This is a genomic window from Streptomyces sp. NPDC088725 (genome assembly GCF_044751305.1).
In the GTDB taxonomy this organism is placed as follows: Bacteria; Actinomycetota; Actinomycetes; order Streptomycetales; family Streptomycetaceae; genus Streptomyces.
The window spans coordinates 210,710-225,091 of sequence record NZ_JBIVLO010000006.1; the positions used below are offsets into that span (position 1 = coordinate 210,710).

Here is a 14,382-nt window from a genome sequence, read left to right on the forward strand (position 1 = left end):
GTGCGTTCCTTACGCGGGGAAGTTCATCAGGGCCAGTGGATCGGAGGTGGGCTGATCGGAACCACCCGCGGGCTCGACGGTGATTCCCATGCCGGAGGCAGGACCCAGCCGGCCGGTCATCAGTACGGCGTCCGAGCCGGCCGACGGGTCGAGCAGACCCGCTGCCCGCATCTTGCCGCCGTCGTCGTACCAGAGCTGGTACGTCTTGCCGCTCGGCGGTTTGGGCAGCCCCGACGCGATGAACGCGGCCTTGTCCTGGTCACGCGAGACCACGACCGTGCCGGTCGCGCCGTCCGTCAGCTTTCCCGTGCGGACCCGGGCGTCCGGCGCCGCGAGCACCGAGGCCAGGGCCTGCGACTGCCGCTGTGACGCCTGAGCCTGGGTGCGGGCGTCCTGTGCCTCCTGGTGCTGCCACACCGCTATCCCGCCGAACCCGGCCGCGGCGGCCAGGCAGGCCGCGAGCACGAAGCGCGAGACCGTGTTGCCGCGGCGCAGGCCGGCGCCCGCGCGGGACTGCGCCGGGACCTTCGGCGGGTCCTGGCGCTCGGTGGCGATGCGCCGCATCACCTGTTCCTTGAGCGCGGCCGGCGGGGTCACCGCGACCGCCTGGCCCAGCCGCGCGGTGGTGGCGGCCAGTTCACTCACTTCCTGGGCACAGGCGGGGCACACCCGCAGATGCCGTTCGAACGCCAGGCGCTCTTCGGGCGCCAGAGCGTGCAGCGCGTACGCGCCGGTCAGCGTGTGCAGATCCGCGGTGTTCACGCGTTCACCCCCAAGCAGTCGCGCAGCCGGATGAGCCCGTCGCGCAGTCGAGTTTTGACCGTGCCCAGCGGGACCGCGAGGAGTTCGGCCACCTCCCGGTAGGACAGCCCCTGGTAGTACGCCAGCGTCACCGACTGGCGCTGAAGCTCGGTGAGGGTACGCAGACAGCGGCGCACCTGTTCCCGTTCGAGCCGTCCCTCCACCTGTTCGGTGACCTCGTCGTAGGCGGGGGTCCGGTCCAGCAGCGCCGCCTTGTGCTCGCGGTCGCTGGACGCCTGGGCCGAGCGCACCCGGTCCACCGCGCGCCGGTGGGCGAGCGTGAGCACCCAGGTCATGCCGCTGCCGCGGGACGGCTGGAAACGGGCCGCCGAACGCCAGACTTCGAGCAGTACCTCCTGCATGACCTCCTCCGACTGCGCGGGATCACGCAGCACGGAGCGCACCAGGCCCATCACGGGCCCGCTGACCTGGTCGTAGACGCGTGAGAACGCCTCCTGATCGCCCCGGGCCACTTGTCCCAGCAGCTCGGGCAGATCAGGCCCCGCCGAAGCGGGGCCGCCGATGTACACGGCTTCTTTCACGCGGCTTTCCTCCAGGGTGCGGACCTTCGTCCTGCGGCGTCCGAACGGGTACGGACGGACTTCATCGGGGATTCGGAACCGGAGCAGTCGCGGATTGGTCCGAGATTCCGCCGGTCACGGGCCGGCCGCCGGTCACGGATCGCGCCGCTCACGGACCGCACGCGCCCGGCACGGATCGCGCCGCTCACGGGTCCCGCCTGTCGGGTCCCCGGACAGCGCGACGGGCCCCCGGCGTCGCTGTCCGGGGACCCGTGTGTCGTACGCGCGTGTCGCGGGCGTCGGTATGCCTCGCTCAGGCGGCGGCGTTCTCCTGCTCGCGCTCGACCTGTTCGTTCCATTCGCGCTTCACGGAGCGCCACGCCTCGTCGTTCTGGCCGAGCCGCCAGTAGCCCGAGATCGACAGGCGCTCGCGGGGGATGCCCCGTTCCAGGCGCAGATGGCGGCGCAGCTCCTTCACGAAACCGGCCTCGCCGTGGACGAAGGCGAGCACGTCGCCCGCGGGAAATTCCAGCGCCCGTACGGCTTCGACCAGCGCCTCGCCCACCGGCCGGTCCGCGCGGTGCAGCCAGGTGATCTCGACGCCGTCCGGGGTCACGATCTTCTGCTCCTCCTCGGCGGCCGGGACCTCCACGAAGGCGTGCACGGTGGCGCCGACGGGGGCACGTTCCAGCGACGCGGCGATCGCGGGCAGGGCGCTCTCGTCGCCGACCAGCAGATGCCAGCCGGCCGCCGGGTCCGGGACGTATCCGCCGCCGGGGCCGAGGAAACGCACCGTCTCGCCGGGCCGCGCACGCGCCGCCCAGGGGCCTGCCAGGCCCTCGTCGCCGTGCACCACGAAGTCGACCGACAGCTCGCGGGCCGCGGGGTCCCAGGCGCGCACGGTGTACGTCCGAGTGGTGGGCCACTGTTCGCGCGGGAACTCGGCACGGATCCGCTCCATGTCGAACGGCTCGGGGTAGGTCACACCCTCCGCCGCGAACAGCACCTTGATGTAGTGGTCGGTGAATTCGGCGGCCTCGAAACCGGCGAGACCGTCACCACCCAGCACGAGCCGCACCATGTGCGGGGTGATCCACTCGGTGCGCACGACCTGTGCCTCGCGGGCCTTCGGTGCCGTACGGGCCGGTTGTCCTGCCATGGCGTCTCCCCGTCTCCCCGGGATGCCAGAAACCCCGGAAACCAGTGTTGCTTAGGTTTACCTAAGCTAACACTTGAGGTTCCTGGGGGCACCCCCGGGAGCGCGGTCGTCTCAGTCCTGGAGCGTGGAGAGGAGCCGGTGCAGCGAACCACCGAGCCCCCACCGCTCGGCGAGGGCGTCCAGCGCCGCCGGATCGCGCGGCTCGGAGGGCAGCGCGGGGTCGAAGCCGGGCAGGGGTACGTCACCGGCGACCCGCACCACGGTGGGCGCGACCGCCACGTACTCCCTGGCCTCGTCGAGCCGCCTGCGCTGCGAGGGCGTGAGCTTCGCGCCCGGATCGTCGACGGCCGCCATGATCCCGGCGAGATCGCCGAAGGCGTCGAGCAGCTTCGCCGCGGTCTTCTCGCCGATGCCGGGCACGCCGGGCAGCCCGTCGCTCGGATCGCCGCGCAGCAGGGCCAGATCGACGTATCCGGCCCCGTCCACGCCGTACTTCTCGCGCAGCAGCGCCTCGTCCACGATCTGGAGCGTGCCGACGCCCTTGAGCGGATAGAGCACCCGGACCTCCCGGGCGTCGTCCACCAGCTGATAGAGATCGCGGTCGCCCGTGACGATGTCCACGGGACAGTCCGCCCGGCCCGCGAGGGTGCCGATCACATCGTCCGCCTCGTATCCCGCGACGCCGACCCGGGCGATACCGAGCGCGTCCAGCACGGCCTCGATCACCGGCACCTGCGGCGCGAGCGTGTCGGGCGTCTCCTCCTCGTCGGGACCCTCCGTACGGATCTCGGCCACGCGGTGGGCCTTGTAGGTCGGGATGAGATCCACCCGCCACTGCGGCCGCCAGTCGGCGTCCATGCACGCCACCAGATCGTCCGGGTGGTGGTCCTGCACCAGCCGGGCGATGAAATCCAGCAAACCGCGCACCGCGTTGACCGGGGTGCCGTCGGGCGCCCGCACGGAGTCGGGCACGCCGAAATAGGCGCGGAAGTACAGGGAGGCGGTGTCGAGGAGCATCAGGCGTCGCGTCACACCCCTGATCATGCCGCACCGGACTGACAGCGGCTTTCGGTCAATGTGATGTGGGTCACTGATGTGTTTGCGCCGTAAAGGCGGGGGCAGGGGCGCGAACGGAGCGAATCCAGTTGCACATGCACATATTGCGGCGGGAAGGCGGGCAGACCCCGCCCGCTCCACGGCCCGCCGGCGGGGGTGGCGGGGCGTTTTCGTTCCTACACGTGAGGTGTATGTGTCCAGGCTGCAAGCGGAACACCTGTACAAGGTGTTCGGCAGACGATCAGACGAAGCGGTGGCGAAACTCGAAAGCGGCACGGGCCGTGAAGAGCTTCGTGCCGACGGCACGACCGCAGCGGTGATCGACGCCTCGTTCACGGTCGAGCCGGGCCAGATATTCGTGGTGATGGGTCTCTCGGGATCCGGTAAGTCCACCTTGCTGCGGATGCTCAACGGGCTGAGCGAGCCGACCTCGGGCCGCGTCCTCTTCGACGGCCAGGACCTCACGGCCCTGAGCCCGCAGGCGCTGCGCGACGTCCGTTCCAACAAGATCAGCATGGTGTTCCAGCACTTCGCGCTCTTTCCGCACCGCAGCGTTCTGGAGAACGCCGGGTACGGGCTCGAAGTGCAGGGCGTACCGCGCGCCGAGCGCCAGAAGCGCGCCGCCGAGGCGCTGGAGATGACGGGCCTGGGCGGCTGGGAGAAGTCCTGGCCCGACGAGCTCTCCGGCGGTATGCAGCAGCGCGTGGGCCTCGCCCGCGCGCTCGCCACCGACGCGGACATGCTGCTGATGGACGAGTCCTTCAGCGCACTCGACCCGCTGATCCGCCGCGACATGCAGGATCAGCTGCTGGTACTCCAGAAGCGGCTCAAGAAGACCATCGTCTTCATCACGCACGACCTCAACGAGGCCATGCGCCTCGGTGACCGGATCGCCGTGATGCGTGACGGCGAGATCGTCCAGCTCGGCACCGCCGAGGACATCCTCGTCACACCCGCCAACGACTACGTCGCGTCCTTCACCCAGGACGTCGACCGCTCCAGGGTGCTCACCGCCGGCGCGATCATGGCCGACGTGGACACCGCCTTCGGCGTCACGACGGACAGCGGCACCACGCTGCGCACCGCCGCGGACGTACTCGCCGCGACGCCCGCCACCGTCGCCGAGTCCACGCCGATCATCGAACTGTTCACACCGTGCTCCACCAGCGGAATCCCGGTCGCGGTCACCGACGAGGCGGGCGAGCTGGTCGGAGTCGTACCGCGCTCCAGGCTGCTCGCCGTCCTCGGTGAGCCGATGACCCCGGGCACGCTCACCGACGCGCGGGACACCGCACCGGTCTCCACCGACAAGGCGGTCGCTCGTGCCTAGGATCCCTCTCGGTAACTGGGTGGACAGCGCGGTCGACTGGCTCCAGGGGAACTTCTCCTGGCTGTTCGACGCCATCAGCTGGCTGCTCACTCACATGAACGACGGCATCAACGCGGCGCTCTCGGCCCCCGAGCCGCTGCTGCTCGCCGGTATCTTCGCCGTCATCGCCTGGTGGCTGCGCAGCCTGAGCGCGGGTGTGCTCGCGTTCATCGGCTTCGCGCTGATCGATTCCATGGAGCTGTGGGACGACGCGATGGTGTCGCTCACCATGGTGCTCGTCGCGACCATCATCACGCTGGTCATCGCGGTGCCCCTCGGCATCTGGACGGCACGCTCCAAGACCGTCAGCTCCGTCGTACGACCGGTGCTCGACTTCATGCAGACCATGCCCGCCATGGTCTATCTGATCCCCGGCGTCTATTTCTTCGGCGTCGGAGTCACCCCCGGCATCATCGCCACGATCGTCTTCGCCCTGCCGCCCGGCGTCCGGATGACCGAACTCGGCATCCGCCAGGTCGACGGGGAGCTGGTCGAGGCCGCGGAGGCGTTCGGCACCACCCCGCGCAACACCCTGCTGCGCGTCCAGCTGCCGCTGGCGCTTCAGACGATCATGGCCGGCATCAACCAGGTCATCATGCTCGCGCTGTCCATGGTGGTCATCGCCGGCATGGTCGGCGGCGGCGGCCTCGGCGGCGACGTCTTCCAGGCCATCGGCAACATCAACATCGGCCTCGGCGCCGAAGCGGGCCTCTCGGTCGTCATCCTGGCGATCTACCTGGACCGCATCACCGGCTCGCTCAGCCTCCAGGTCTCCCCGCTCGGCCGCCGCGCGCTGGCCAAGGCGAAGGAACTGGCCGGCGGCGCGAAGATCTGGAACCACCGCCCGCAGCCCGTCGTGGCGCTTGCCGGCGTGCTCGTCCTCGCGCTCGTCGCGGGCGGCATGGGTGTCTTCGGCGGCTCGGACTCCTCGGAGAAGACCGCGGGCGCCGATCCGTCGGCCATCGGCCAGGGCCAGTCCGTCAGCCTCGGATACATCCCCTGGGACGAGGGCATCGCCACCACGTTCCTCTGGAAGGAGCTGCTGGAGCAGCGCGGCTTCAAGGTCGACGCCAAGCAGTACGACGCGGGTCCGCTCTACGCGGGCCAGGCGGGCGGCCAGATCGACGTCCAGACCGACGCCTGGCTGCCGACCACCCACGCGACCTACTGGGCCAAGTACAAGGACAAGCTCGAAGACCTGGGCTCCTGGTACGACGAGACCTCCCTGGAGGTCTCGGTCCCCTCGTACGTGAAGGACGTCAAGACCCTCGCGGACCTCAAGGGCAAGGGGTCCACCTTCAAGGGCCGGATCATCGGCATCGAGCCCAGCGCCGGCGAGATGGGTCTGCTCAAGACCAAGGTGCTCAAGGAGTACGGCCTCGACAAGGAGTACAAGGTCGTCGACGGTTCCACGTCGGGCATGCTCTCCGAGCTGAAGCGCTCGTACCAGAAGAAGGAGCCCGTCGCGGTCGTGCTCTGGTCGCCGCACTGGGCGTACGACACCTTCGACATGACGAAGCTGGCGGACCCGAAGAAGGCCTTCGGTACGGGTGACGGCATCCACACCCTGGCCCGCAAGGGCTTCACGGAAGACAGCCCGCAGGCCGCCGCCTGGCTGAAGAAGTTCAAGATCAGCGAGAAGCAGCTCAGCAGTCTCGAGGCGCAGATCCAGAAGACCGGTACGGGCAAGGAGCAGGAAGCCGTCCGTATCTGGCTGAAGGACAATCCCGGCCTGGCCGACACCTGGACCCCGGTCGCCCAGGGCGGTAAGGCCGCGAACGGCAAGGACGAGACGAAGCGTCCCCTCGAGGTCGCGTGGTTCCCGTGGGACGAGGACATCGCCGCCACGTACCTGTGGAAGGCGGTGCTCGAAGAGCGCGGCTACACCATGAACCTCAAGCAGTTCGACCTCGGCCCGATGTACGCGGCGATGGCGCGCGGTCAGCTCGACGTCCAGTTCGACGGCTGGCTGCCGAACGCGCAGAAGACCTACTGGGACAAGTACCACGACTCGCTGAACAAGGTCGGTTCCTGGTACGGACCGACCACGCGAGAGGTCGCCGTCCCGTCGTACGTCAAGGGCGTCAAGTCCCTCGCGGACCTCAAGGGGCGGGGCGACGAGTTCAAGGGCCGGATCGTCGGTATCGAGCCGGGCACCGAGGAGATGAACGTCCTCAAGCAGAAGGTCCTGCCGTCGTACGGCCTCGACAAGGAGTACGAGGTCCTCGACGCCTCCACGCCGGGCATGCTTGCCGAGCTGAAGCGCGCGTACGCGAAGAAGGAGCCGATCGCGGTCGTGCTGTGGAGCCCGCACTGGTCCTACAACGAGTACGACCTGACCAGGCTGGCGGATCCCAAGAAGACCTTCGGCGACGGTGACGAGCTCACCAACGTCTCCAGCAAGGACTTCCCGGAGCAGTACCCGCAGCTGACCAAGTGGCTCAAGGACTTCAAGATGACCGAGAAGCAGCTCGGCAGCCTGGAGAACCAGATCCAGAAGAGCGGTACGGGACACGAGGAAGAAGCCGTCAAGACCTGGATGGACGACAATCCGGGCATCGCTGAGAAGATGGCTCCTCAGTGACCGAGGTGTTCCCTGACTGACCGAGCTGTTCCTCTCGGTTGAATGGGAGTTGAATGGAGGGGTGGGCGTCGCCTGGTGCGAAGCTCACCCCTTCTGGGTATTCCGGCCCTCGGAGAGGGGCCGGCTCTGAGAGGATGACGGTCCGGTCTGGAGGGAGCCCCGCATGGACGACAAGGAAGCCCTCAGGGTGGGCGCCGCCGTCCGTCGGCGGCGCAGGTCCCTGGGCATGACTCTGGCGGCGGTCGCCGCGCGCAGCGGGCTGTCCGTGCCCTTCCTCAGCCAGATCGAGAACGAACGGGCCCGGCCGAGCACCCGCTCCCTGGAGCGGGTGGCCGACGCGCTGGACACCACCCCGGAGCGGCTGCGCGCGGCTGCTGACTCCGCGCGCACCGTCGACGTCGTACGGGCCGCCGTCCCGGCGGTGCCGGGAGCCCGCCGCGTGGTGCCGGGCGGCCATCAGCTGAACGCGCAGGAGTTCACCGGCGAGGTCGACACCGGCCGGGAGTACCAGCACCGCAACGACGAAGTGATGTACATCGCCGACGGCGCCGTGGAAGTCGAGGCGGAGGGACGGGCACACCGCCTGGAGCGCGGGGACACGCTCTACCTCTCCGGCGGTGTACGGCACCGCTGGCGCGCCACCGAGCCGGGCACCCGGGTGCTGGTCGTGGCCGTCGCGGAGAACATCGACGCGGCCGTCGATCCCCGGCGCTGAGACGCGTCCCGCTGTGAAAGGCCTCGTTCTGTGACGGGCCCGCGCGTCGTCTCGCTCGTCCCCTCGCTCACCGAGGCCATCGCGGTCAGCGCGCCCGGCCTGCTGGTCGGCGCCACCGACTGGTGCGTCCGGCCGGCCGGACTCGACGTCGTACGGATCGGCGGCACGAAGAACCCCGATGCCGAAGCGATCACCGCCCTGCGCCCCGATCTGGTCGTCGCCAACGAGGAGGAGAACCGGGCTCCGGACCTCGACGCGCTCCGGGCGCGCGGGATCGAGGTACTGGTCACCGAGGTCAGAACACTGGATCAGGCCTTCACCGAGCTGGCACGGGTGCTTGTCGCGGGCTGCGGCCTCGCCGCGCGGCCGCGCTGGCTGGACGACGCGCGCGACGCCTGGCAGTCGCCGCCGCCGTCCCCGTACGGCGAGCGCACGGCCGTCGTACCGATCTGGCGCCGGCCCTGGATGGTCCTCGGACGCGACACCTTCGCGGGCGATCTGCTGGCCCGTCTCGGCGTCCACAACCTGTACGCCGCACACCCCGAGCGCTATCCGCGGATCCCGCTCGACGAACTGACGGCCGCGGGCGCGGAGCTGGTCGTCCTGCCCGACGAGCCGTACCGCTTCACCGCCGGCGACGGCCCGGAGGCCTTTCCCGGGCTGCCCGCCGCGCTCGTCGACGGCCGGTTCCTCACCTGGTACGGACCGTCCCTGGTCCGGGCGCCGGCGGCGCTGCGAGCAGCGCTCCGCTGAGCAGCCCGCGCAGCGTGTTCGACCAGGCCACCGCCCAGGCGAGGACGAGCAGGCAGAACAGCCCGACGGCCAGTACGTCGAACACCACCAGGCCGGTGCGGCGCGCGAGACCCGCCGCGCCCGTCACACACGTACCGACCGGGAAGGTGAACGCCCACCACGTCATCGAGAACCGCATCCCGCGCCGCAGCGCCCGCAGCACCAGCGCCCCGGCCAGCACCAGCCACAGCAGCGCGAACCCCAGCACCGGCACCCCGTAGAGGACGGCGAAGGCGCCGAAGGCCCGCCCGTACGGTGCGCCGACCGCCTCCGGCGCGACCTGGGCCAGTTGGCCGGCCGCGGTCGCGGACTGCCCGAGCGGCCCCAGCACCAGCAGGAGCAGCGGCGTCATCGCGAGCGGCAGCGGGCCGTGCGTCACCAGCCGGCCGAAGATCAGCGGCAGCATCGTCAGCGTCGCGAGCAGGCTGATCCCGAACAGCGCGTAACACCCCAGCAGCAGCGTGGCGCGGCCCTGGCCCGCGGGCAGATACGGCACGAGCGCCGGGCCGGCCGCAGCCGAGACCATGGGCGCCACGACGGGCAGCAGCCAGACCGGTGACGCGTCGGCCGGCGTGAGCCGGTGGCGTACGACCATCAGGTACGGGATCACCACGGCCACCGTGAGCCCCAGCGCCGTCCCCGTGCCGAAGAGAACCGCGTCCACCGCGACGGCCGTCCGCTCGCCGAGCACGTCCCGGCCCACGGCGAGCGTCGCCGCGCCGACGGCCAGCAGCGCCATCGGCACGCATCCGTGGAACGGCGCCACCGCCGGATCGAGGAGATGGGCGCGGGCCTGCTCGCGATGGCGCGCCCAGTGGCACGCGCGGGCCGTCAGCAGGACGGCGAGCATGACGGCGGACAGACCCCAGAGCACCGTGCAGCCGGCCCGCAGGCCGGGAACGTGTGCGGGCAGCGCCGACCCGGCGGTCCCGACGATCGCGGTGCCCATCACCGTGGCGTACCAGTTGGGCCCGAGACGGCCCAGTGAGGGCGCCCCGGAAATGGTGCGGGTGAGGACGGGGGAGAGCGGGGGCGCCAGGAGGACCATGGGTCCACCTTCGCGGTGGCGAACGGCCGTCACCAGACCCGTTGTGTTTATGGGGCCATAGGCTGGTCTTATGGCCGTAAAGCTGATGACCGTAAAGCTGATGACCGCGACGCCTGGCCGTGACGCGACGCCCATGACCGTGAGGGTGCGGGCCGTGGCGTCGACGGCCGTGACCGCGACGGATCGGTGACCTGAGCCATGACCGCGCCCCTGATCAGACCGGCGGCCGACGCGCCGCTCTCCCGCCGGGTGCCCGACCTCGGAGCGCTGGAGCTGCTGCTCGCCGTCGCGCGACTCGGCAGTCTCGGCAGGGCCGCCCGCGAGGTCGGCATCACCCAGCCCGCCGCGAGCAGCCGTATCCGCGCGATGGAACGCCAACTCGGGGTCGCCCTGGTGGACCGCTCGCCGCGCGGTTCCCTGCTGACCGACGCAGGGGTGCTGGTGACCGGCTGGGCCAGGCCGCTGATCGAGGCCGCCGCCACCTTCGACGCGGGCGCGCAGGCGCTGCGCGACCGCAGGGACTCACGGCTGCGGGTCGCGGCCAGTATGACGATCGCCGAATACCTGCTGCCCGGCTGGCTGGTCGCGCTGCGCGCGACGCTTCGCGACACGGCGGTCTCGCTGCACGCGGGCAACTCGGCGGTGGTCGCGCAGCGGCTGCTCGCACACGAGGCCGACCTCGGCTTCGTCGAAGGGCTCGCCACGCCCGAGGGGCTGGACTCCGCCGTCGTCGGCCACGACCGGCTGCTCGTCGTGGTCGCCCCCGGCCATCCGTGGACCCGCCGCTCGGCCCCGGTCGGCCCGGCGGAGCTGGCCGGGGCCCCGCTGATCCTGCGCGAGCCGGGTTCCGGCACCCGCGAAGTGCTGGACGCCGGGCTCGCCGCGTACGGCGGCCTCGCCGAGCCCCTGCTCGAACTCGCCTCCACCACCGCGCTCAAGGCCGCCGCGGTGAGCGGCGCGGGACCCTGCGTCCTGAGCGAACTCGCGCTCGGCGAGGAACTGGCGTCCCGCCGCCTGGTCAGGGTCGCGGTGGAGGGCGTACGGCTGCGCCGGGACCTGCGCGCGGTCTGGCCGGCCGGCACCAGACCGGCCGGTCCCGCGCGTGAACTGCTGTCCCTGACCAGGCGGGAGACTTCCTGAGGCGCCGCGCCCGCCAGGACCGGATCCCGGCTCAGGAAGCGGCGGCGCGGACCAGCGCCGCCACGACCCGGGTGTCCTCGGCCATCTCGGGATGCCACTGGACCCCCAACGCCCAGTGCGGATCGGGCAGTTCGATGGCCTCGACCGTGCCGTCGGCCGCGACCGCCGAGACGGTCAGCCCCTCGCCGAGCCGGTCGACCGACTGGTGGTGCTGCGTCGGTACGGTGAACTCCTCGGCCACCAGCGAGCCGTAGCGGGTGCCGGGCACCGGATTCACCGGGTGCGCGCCGAACGTGCCCGGAGTCTGGGACACATGACCCTCTATGTGCTGGACGAGCGTGCCGCCCAGCGCGACATTGAGCAGCTGAAGCCCCCGGCAGATCCCGAGCAGCGGAGTGCCCGACGCCAGAGCCGCCCCGATCAGGGCCAGTTCCCAGGCATCCCTCTCGCGCGCGGGCGGCCCGGTACGGGGGTGCGGCTCGGCTCCGTACCGTACGGGCTCCACGTCGGGGCCGCCCGCGATCACCAGGCCGTCCAGGCGCGCCACCACCGAGGCGGCGGCGGCCGGGTCGTCCGGCGGGAGCATCGCGGCGAGTCCGCCCGCCCGTTGGACGATCCTGGGGTAGCCGACGGGCAGCAGCGCCGCCGGCAGATTCCAGGCGCCCCAGGTGGCGGACTCCTCCAGATAGGTGCTGATGCCGATGAGCGGCTTCACTGTGCGGTCCTCCGGCGTTCTCGTTCACCCGCGTGCTCGTGCGCGTATGCCTGCTCACGGGTGCGGTGCTGTGCTGCGCGGTCAGTCTCTGGTCAGTTCGGCCTCGGCCGCGGCGAGCGCGGCGAACTCCTCCTCGGGCGCCGCCGCGACCAGCCTGTGACGACTGTAGAAGGCGAAGTAGGCGAGCGCGACGACATAGACGCCCAGGGCGATGAACGCCGCCTCCTTGTCCACCAGGAACGTCGCCACCAGCGCCGACAGGGCAAGGAAGAAGGCCACGCCCGAGGTGAGCATGCCACCGGGTGTGCGGTACGGGCGGGGCAGGCCGGGCTCGCGGCGGCGCAGTACGAGGTGCGACAGGGCCATCAGCGCGTACGAGATGGTGGCGCCGAACACCGCGACGTTCAGCATCCGTCCGCCGTCGCCGCTGCCCGCCGCGAGCGCGAAGCCGATCGCGCCGGGGATCAGCAGGCCCAGGTAGGGCGCCTTGCGCCCGCTGGTCAGCGAGAGGAAGCGGGGCAGGTAGCCCGCGCGGGACAGCGCGAACAACTGCCGTGAACCGGCGAAGATGAGGGAGAAGAAGGAGGCGACGAGACCGGCGAGACCCGCGTAGTTCACAAAGCGGCTCAGCGGCGTCGGACCACCGTCCCCCTGGAGCGCGACCACCAGCGGGTTGCCCGCTTCCTGTACGGCGGCCGAGCCGTGCGCGCCGGTGGCGGCGAAGAAGGTGACGAGCGCGAGCAGGACGAGCACGCCCATGGCGATGGACAGCGCCTTCGGCATCGAACGCACCGGGTCCTTGGCCTCCTCGGCGGCCAGCGGTACGCCTTCGACACCGAGGAAGAACCACATGCCGAAGGGGAAGGCGGACCAGATGCCCAGAACGCCGAACGGCAGCCAGGAGTTGGAGCCGAACGCCGCCGTGTCGACGGGGATGTCGTTGAGGCCGTTCGCGTCGAACTCGGTGAAGGCGCCGACCGCGAAGATGAGCAGAGCCGCCACCGCGATGGCCGTGACGACGAGGCTGAAGCGCAGCGCCTCGCCCACGCCCCACAGATGGATGCCGATGAAGATCACGAAACAGGCGAGATAGACCGGCCAACCGGCCGTCAGACCGAAGAGGTTGAGGGATTCGACGTACTCACCGATGAACAGTGAGATGGCGGCCGGCGCGAGGATGTACTCGATGAGGATCGCCGTGCCGGTGAGGAAGCCGCCCCAGGTGCCGAGCGCGCGCCGGGCGAAGCCGTAACCGCCGCCCGCGGTGGGCAGGATGGCGGACAGTTCGGCGAGCGAGAAGACCAGGCACGCGTACATCACGCCCATCAGGAGCGTGGCGATCGCGAGCCCGCCGAAGCCGCCCTCGGAGAGGCCGATGTTCCAGCCGGAGAAGTCCCCGGAGACGACGTAGGCGACACCGAGACCGGTGAGCAGCAGCCAGCCCGCGCTGCCGCGGCGCAGGGTTCGCCGTTTGAGGTAGTCGGCGTCCTCGGTGGTGGTGCTGTCGAGCATGGGCAGCTCCTGCCTCTGCGTAAAGCCGGTTAAAGGTGTGGGAGCACACCTTTGCGGCTCGAACGGCCGTACGCAAGCCCCTCGGGGCGTCCTGTATACGGTCGGCGCGGGCTCCGCGTCCGGCGGCGCCGGCTCTCGTTCCACTACCCCGCGCACCCGGCCTCAGGCGAGAAAGCCCGCGCACCCGGCCTCAGGCGAGAAAGCCCCGCAGCAGCGCCGCTGTACCCGCGCAGTGCTCGCGCATCATTTCCCGCGCGCCGTCCGCGTCCCCGTCGAGGACCGCCCCGACCAGCGCGGTGTGCTGCTGCTGCGAGTGCTCCAGATTTCTCACCAGCAGCGGGATGCAGTCCAGCAGGCCGTTCACGGTCGCCCGCACCGCCGCGTACTGCGCGGTCAGCGTCGCCGATCCGGACAGCTCGGCGAGCGTCAGATGCAGCAGCGTGTCCAGCCTGCGGTACTCGGCCAGCGGCGCGTCATGCGTCGCCGCGAGCGCCGCCTCCAGTACCTCCCGCCGCTCACCGCCGAGCCCCTGGACGGCGCACAGCTCCGCCGCGCCGGCTTCGAGCACCTCGCGGAAGCGCAGAATGTCCTCCAGGTCCACGGCCTCCACCCGCCGCCGCAGCTCCTTCTCCGCGCTCGCGCCAGCGGCCGGCGTGCCGGGCCCGGGCAGGACGAACGTGCCGCCGTACCGGCCGCGGCGGCTCTCCACCAGGCCCTGGTCGGTGAGGACCTTCAGCACCTCGCGGAGCGTGACCCGGCTGATCCGCAGCCGGTCGGCCAGCTCACGCTCCGCGGGCAGCCGCTCGCCGCCCGCCACCAGGCCGAGCCGCAGCACCTGGAGGATCTGTTCGAGCGCTTCCTCGAAGCCGTTGCCCGCGCGCACCGGCCGCAGGACGGGGGTCAGCCGGTCCGCCGGCTCGATCTTCTTCGCCACGCCGCTGTTCCCCTTCCCAAGCAATGGTCTACCGGC

13 protein-coding genes are annotated in these 14,382 nt (G+C 70.9%); 5 read left to right on the forward strand and 8 right to left on the reverse strand.

Features of this window, described 5'->3' with window-relative positions:
• Positions 1-9: 9 nt before the first annotated feature.
• The 4 genes from ACIP6N_RS17270 to ACIP6N_RS17285 all read right to left on the reverse strand — a co-directional run bounded on the left by ACIP6N_RS17270 (position 10) and on the right by ACIP6N_RS17285 (position 3,498).
• The gene (locus tag ACIP6N_RS17270) at positions 10-762 is read right to left on the reverse strand and encodes an anti-sigma factor domain-containing protein (RefSeq protein ID WP_401816502.1); all 753 of its coding nucleotides are present in this window, start codon (positions 760-762) and stop codon (positions 10-12) included.
• Positions 759-1,343, reverse strand: coding sequence for a sigma-70 family RNA polymerase sigma factor (locus ACIP6N_RS17275; protein WP_401816503.1), 585 nt, complete (start codon positions 1,341-1,343; stop codon positions 759-761). Before ACIP6N_RS17275 ends, ACIP6N_RS17270 begins: the two co-directional genes overlap by 4 nt.
• Before the next feature lie 292 nt (positions 1,344-1,635).
• On the reverse strand, positions 1,636-2,481 hold the full coding sequence (locus tag ACIP6N_RS17280; protein WP_401816504.1) for a siderophore-interacting protein: 846 nt from the start codon (positions 2,479-2,481) through the stop codon (positions 1,636-1,638).
• A 111-nt stretch (positions 2,482-2,592) separates the two neighbouring features.
• Positions 2,593-3,498, reverse strand: coding sequence for a 5'-3' exonuclease H3TH domain-containing protein (locus ACIP6N_RS17285; protein WP_401816878.1), 906 nt, complete (start codon positions 3,496-3,498; stop codon positions 2,593-2,595).
• Between the two features lie 232 nt (positions 3,499-3,730).
• On the opposite strand from ACIP6N_RS17285, the gene ACIP6N_RS17290 reads away from it, so the two are divergent.
• From ACIP6N_RS17290 to ACIP6N_RS17305, 4 genes are all read left to right on the forward strand, one after another.
• Positions 3,731-4,867, forward strand: coding sequence for a glycine betaine/L-proline ABC transporter ATP-binding protein (locus tag ACIP6N_RS17290; protein WP_401816506.1), 1,137 nt, complete (start codon positions 3,731-3,733; stop codon positions 4,865-4,867).
• Positions 4,860-7,490, forward strand: coding sequence for an ABC transporter permease/substrate binding protein (locus ACIP6N_RS17295; protein ID WP_401816507.1), 2,631 nt, complete (start codon positions 4,860-4,862; stop codon positions 7,488-7,490). The genes ACIP6N_RS17290 and ACIP6N_RS17295 overlap by 8 nt, the downstream gene beginning before the upstream one ends.
• Before the next feature lie 163 nt (positions 7,491-7,653).
• On the forward strand, positions 7,654-8,205 hold the full coding sequence (locus tag ACIP6N_RS17300) for a helix-turn-helix domain-containing protein (protein ID WP_401816508.1): 552 nt from the start codon (positions 7,654-7,656) through the stop codon (positions 8,203-8,205).
• A 30-nt stretch (positions 8,206-8,235) separates the two neighbouring features.
• Complete coding sequence (locus ACIP6N_RS17305; protein WP_401816510.1) at positions 8,236-8,958, forward strand: helical backbone metal receptor; 723 nt, start codon at positions 8,236-8,238, stop codon at positions 8,956-8,958.
• Here the strand turns inward: ACIP6N_RS17305 and ACIP6N_RS17310 are convergent.
• Positions 8,897-10,045: a TDT family transporter gene (locus tag ACIP6N_RS17310; RefSeq protein WP_401816512.1), complete on the reverse strand. Its 1,149-nt coding sequence runs from the start codon at positions 10,043-10,045 to the stop codon at positions 8,897-8,899. The genes ACIP6N_RS17305 and ACIP6N_RS17310 overlap by 62 nt on opposite strands.
• Positions 10,046-10,243: 198 nt before the next feature.
• On the opposite strand from ACIP6N_RS17310, the gene ACIP6N_RS17315 reads away from it, so the two are divergent.
• The gene (locus ACIP6N_RS17315; protein WP_401816513.1) at positions 10,244-11,185 is read left to right on the forward strand and encodes a LysR family transcriptional regulator; all 942 of its coding nucleotides are present in this window, start codon (positions 10,244-10,246) and stop codon (positions 11,183-11,185) included.
• A 31-nt stretch (positions 11,186-11,216) separates the two neighbouring features.
• Here ACIP6N_RS17315 and ACIP6N_RS17320 read toward each other — a convergent pair whose 3' ends face one another.
• The 3 genes from ACIP6N_RS17320 to ACIP6N_RS17330 form a co-directional block, all read right to left on the reverse strand.
• Positions 11,217-11,900: a gamma-glutamyl-gamma-aminobutyrate hydrolase family protein gene (locus ACIP6N_RS17320; protein ID WP_401816515.1), complete on the reverse strand. Its 684-nt coding sequence runs from the start codon at positions 11,898-11,900 to the stop codon at positions 11,217-11,219.
• A gap of 81 nt (positions 11,901-11,981) precedes the next feature.
• Complete coding sequence (eat, locus tag ACIP6N_RS17325) at positions 11,982-13,412, reverse strand: ethanolamine permease (protein ID WP_401816516.1); 1,431 nt, start codon at positions 13,410-13,412, stop codon at positions 11,982-11,984.
• A 190-nt stretch (positions 13,413-13,602) separates the two neighbouring features.
• A complete protein-coding gene (locus ACIP6N_RS17330; RefSeq protein ID WP_401816517.1) occupies positions 13,603-14,346 on the reverse strand; it encodes a FadR/GntR family transcriptional regulator in 744 nt (247 codons plus the stop codon).
• Positions 14,347-14,382 lie beyond the last annotated feature (36 nt).

Excerpts from the sequence above, each read along its gene's own strand:
- ACIP6N_RS17280 (WP_401816504.1), bottom strand. The coding sequence starts at position 2,481 with ATGGCAGGACAACCGGCCCGTACGGCACCGAAGGCCCGCGAGGCACAG.
- ACIP6N_RS17285 (WP_401816878.1), bottom strand. The coding sequence starts at position 3,498 with ATGCTCCTCGACACCGCCTCCCTGTACTTCCGCGCCTATTTCGGCGTG.
- ACIP6N_RS17300 (WP_401816508.1), top strand. The coding sequence starts at position 7,654 with ATGGACGACAAGGAAGCCCTCAGGGTGGGCGCCGCCGTCCGTCGGCGG.
- ACIP6N_RS17310 (WP_401816512.1), bottom strand. The coding sequence starts at position 10,045 with ATGGTCCTCCTGGCGCCCCCGCTCTCCCCCGTCCTCACCCGCACCATT.
- ACIP6N_RS17315 (WP_401816513.1), top strand. The coding sequence starts at position 10,244 with ATGACCGCGCCCCTGATCAGACCGGCGGCCGACGCGCCGCTCTCCCGC.
- eat (WP_401816516.1), bottom strand. The coding sequence starts at position 13,412 with ATGCTCGACAGCACCACCACCGAGGACGCCGACTACCTCAAACGGCGA.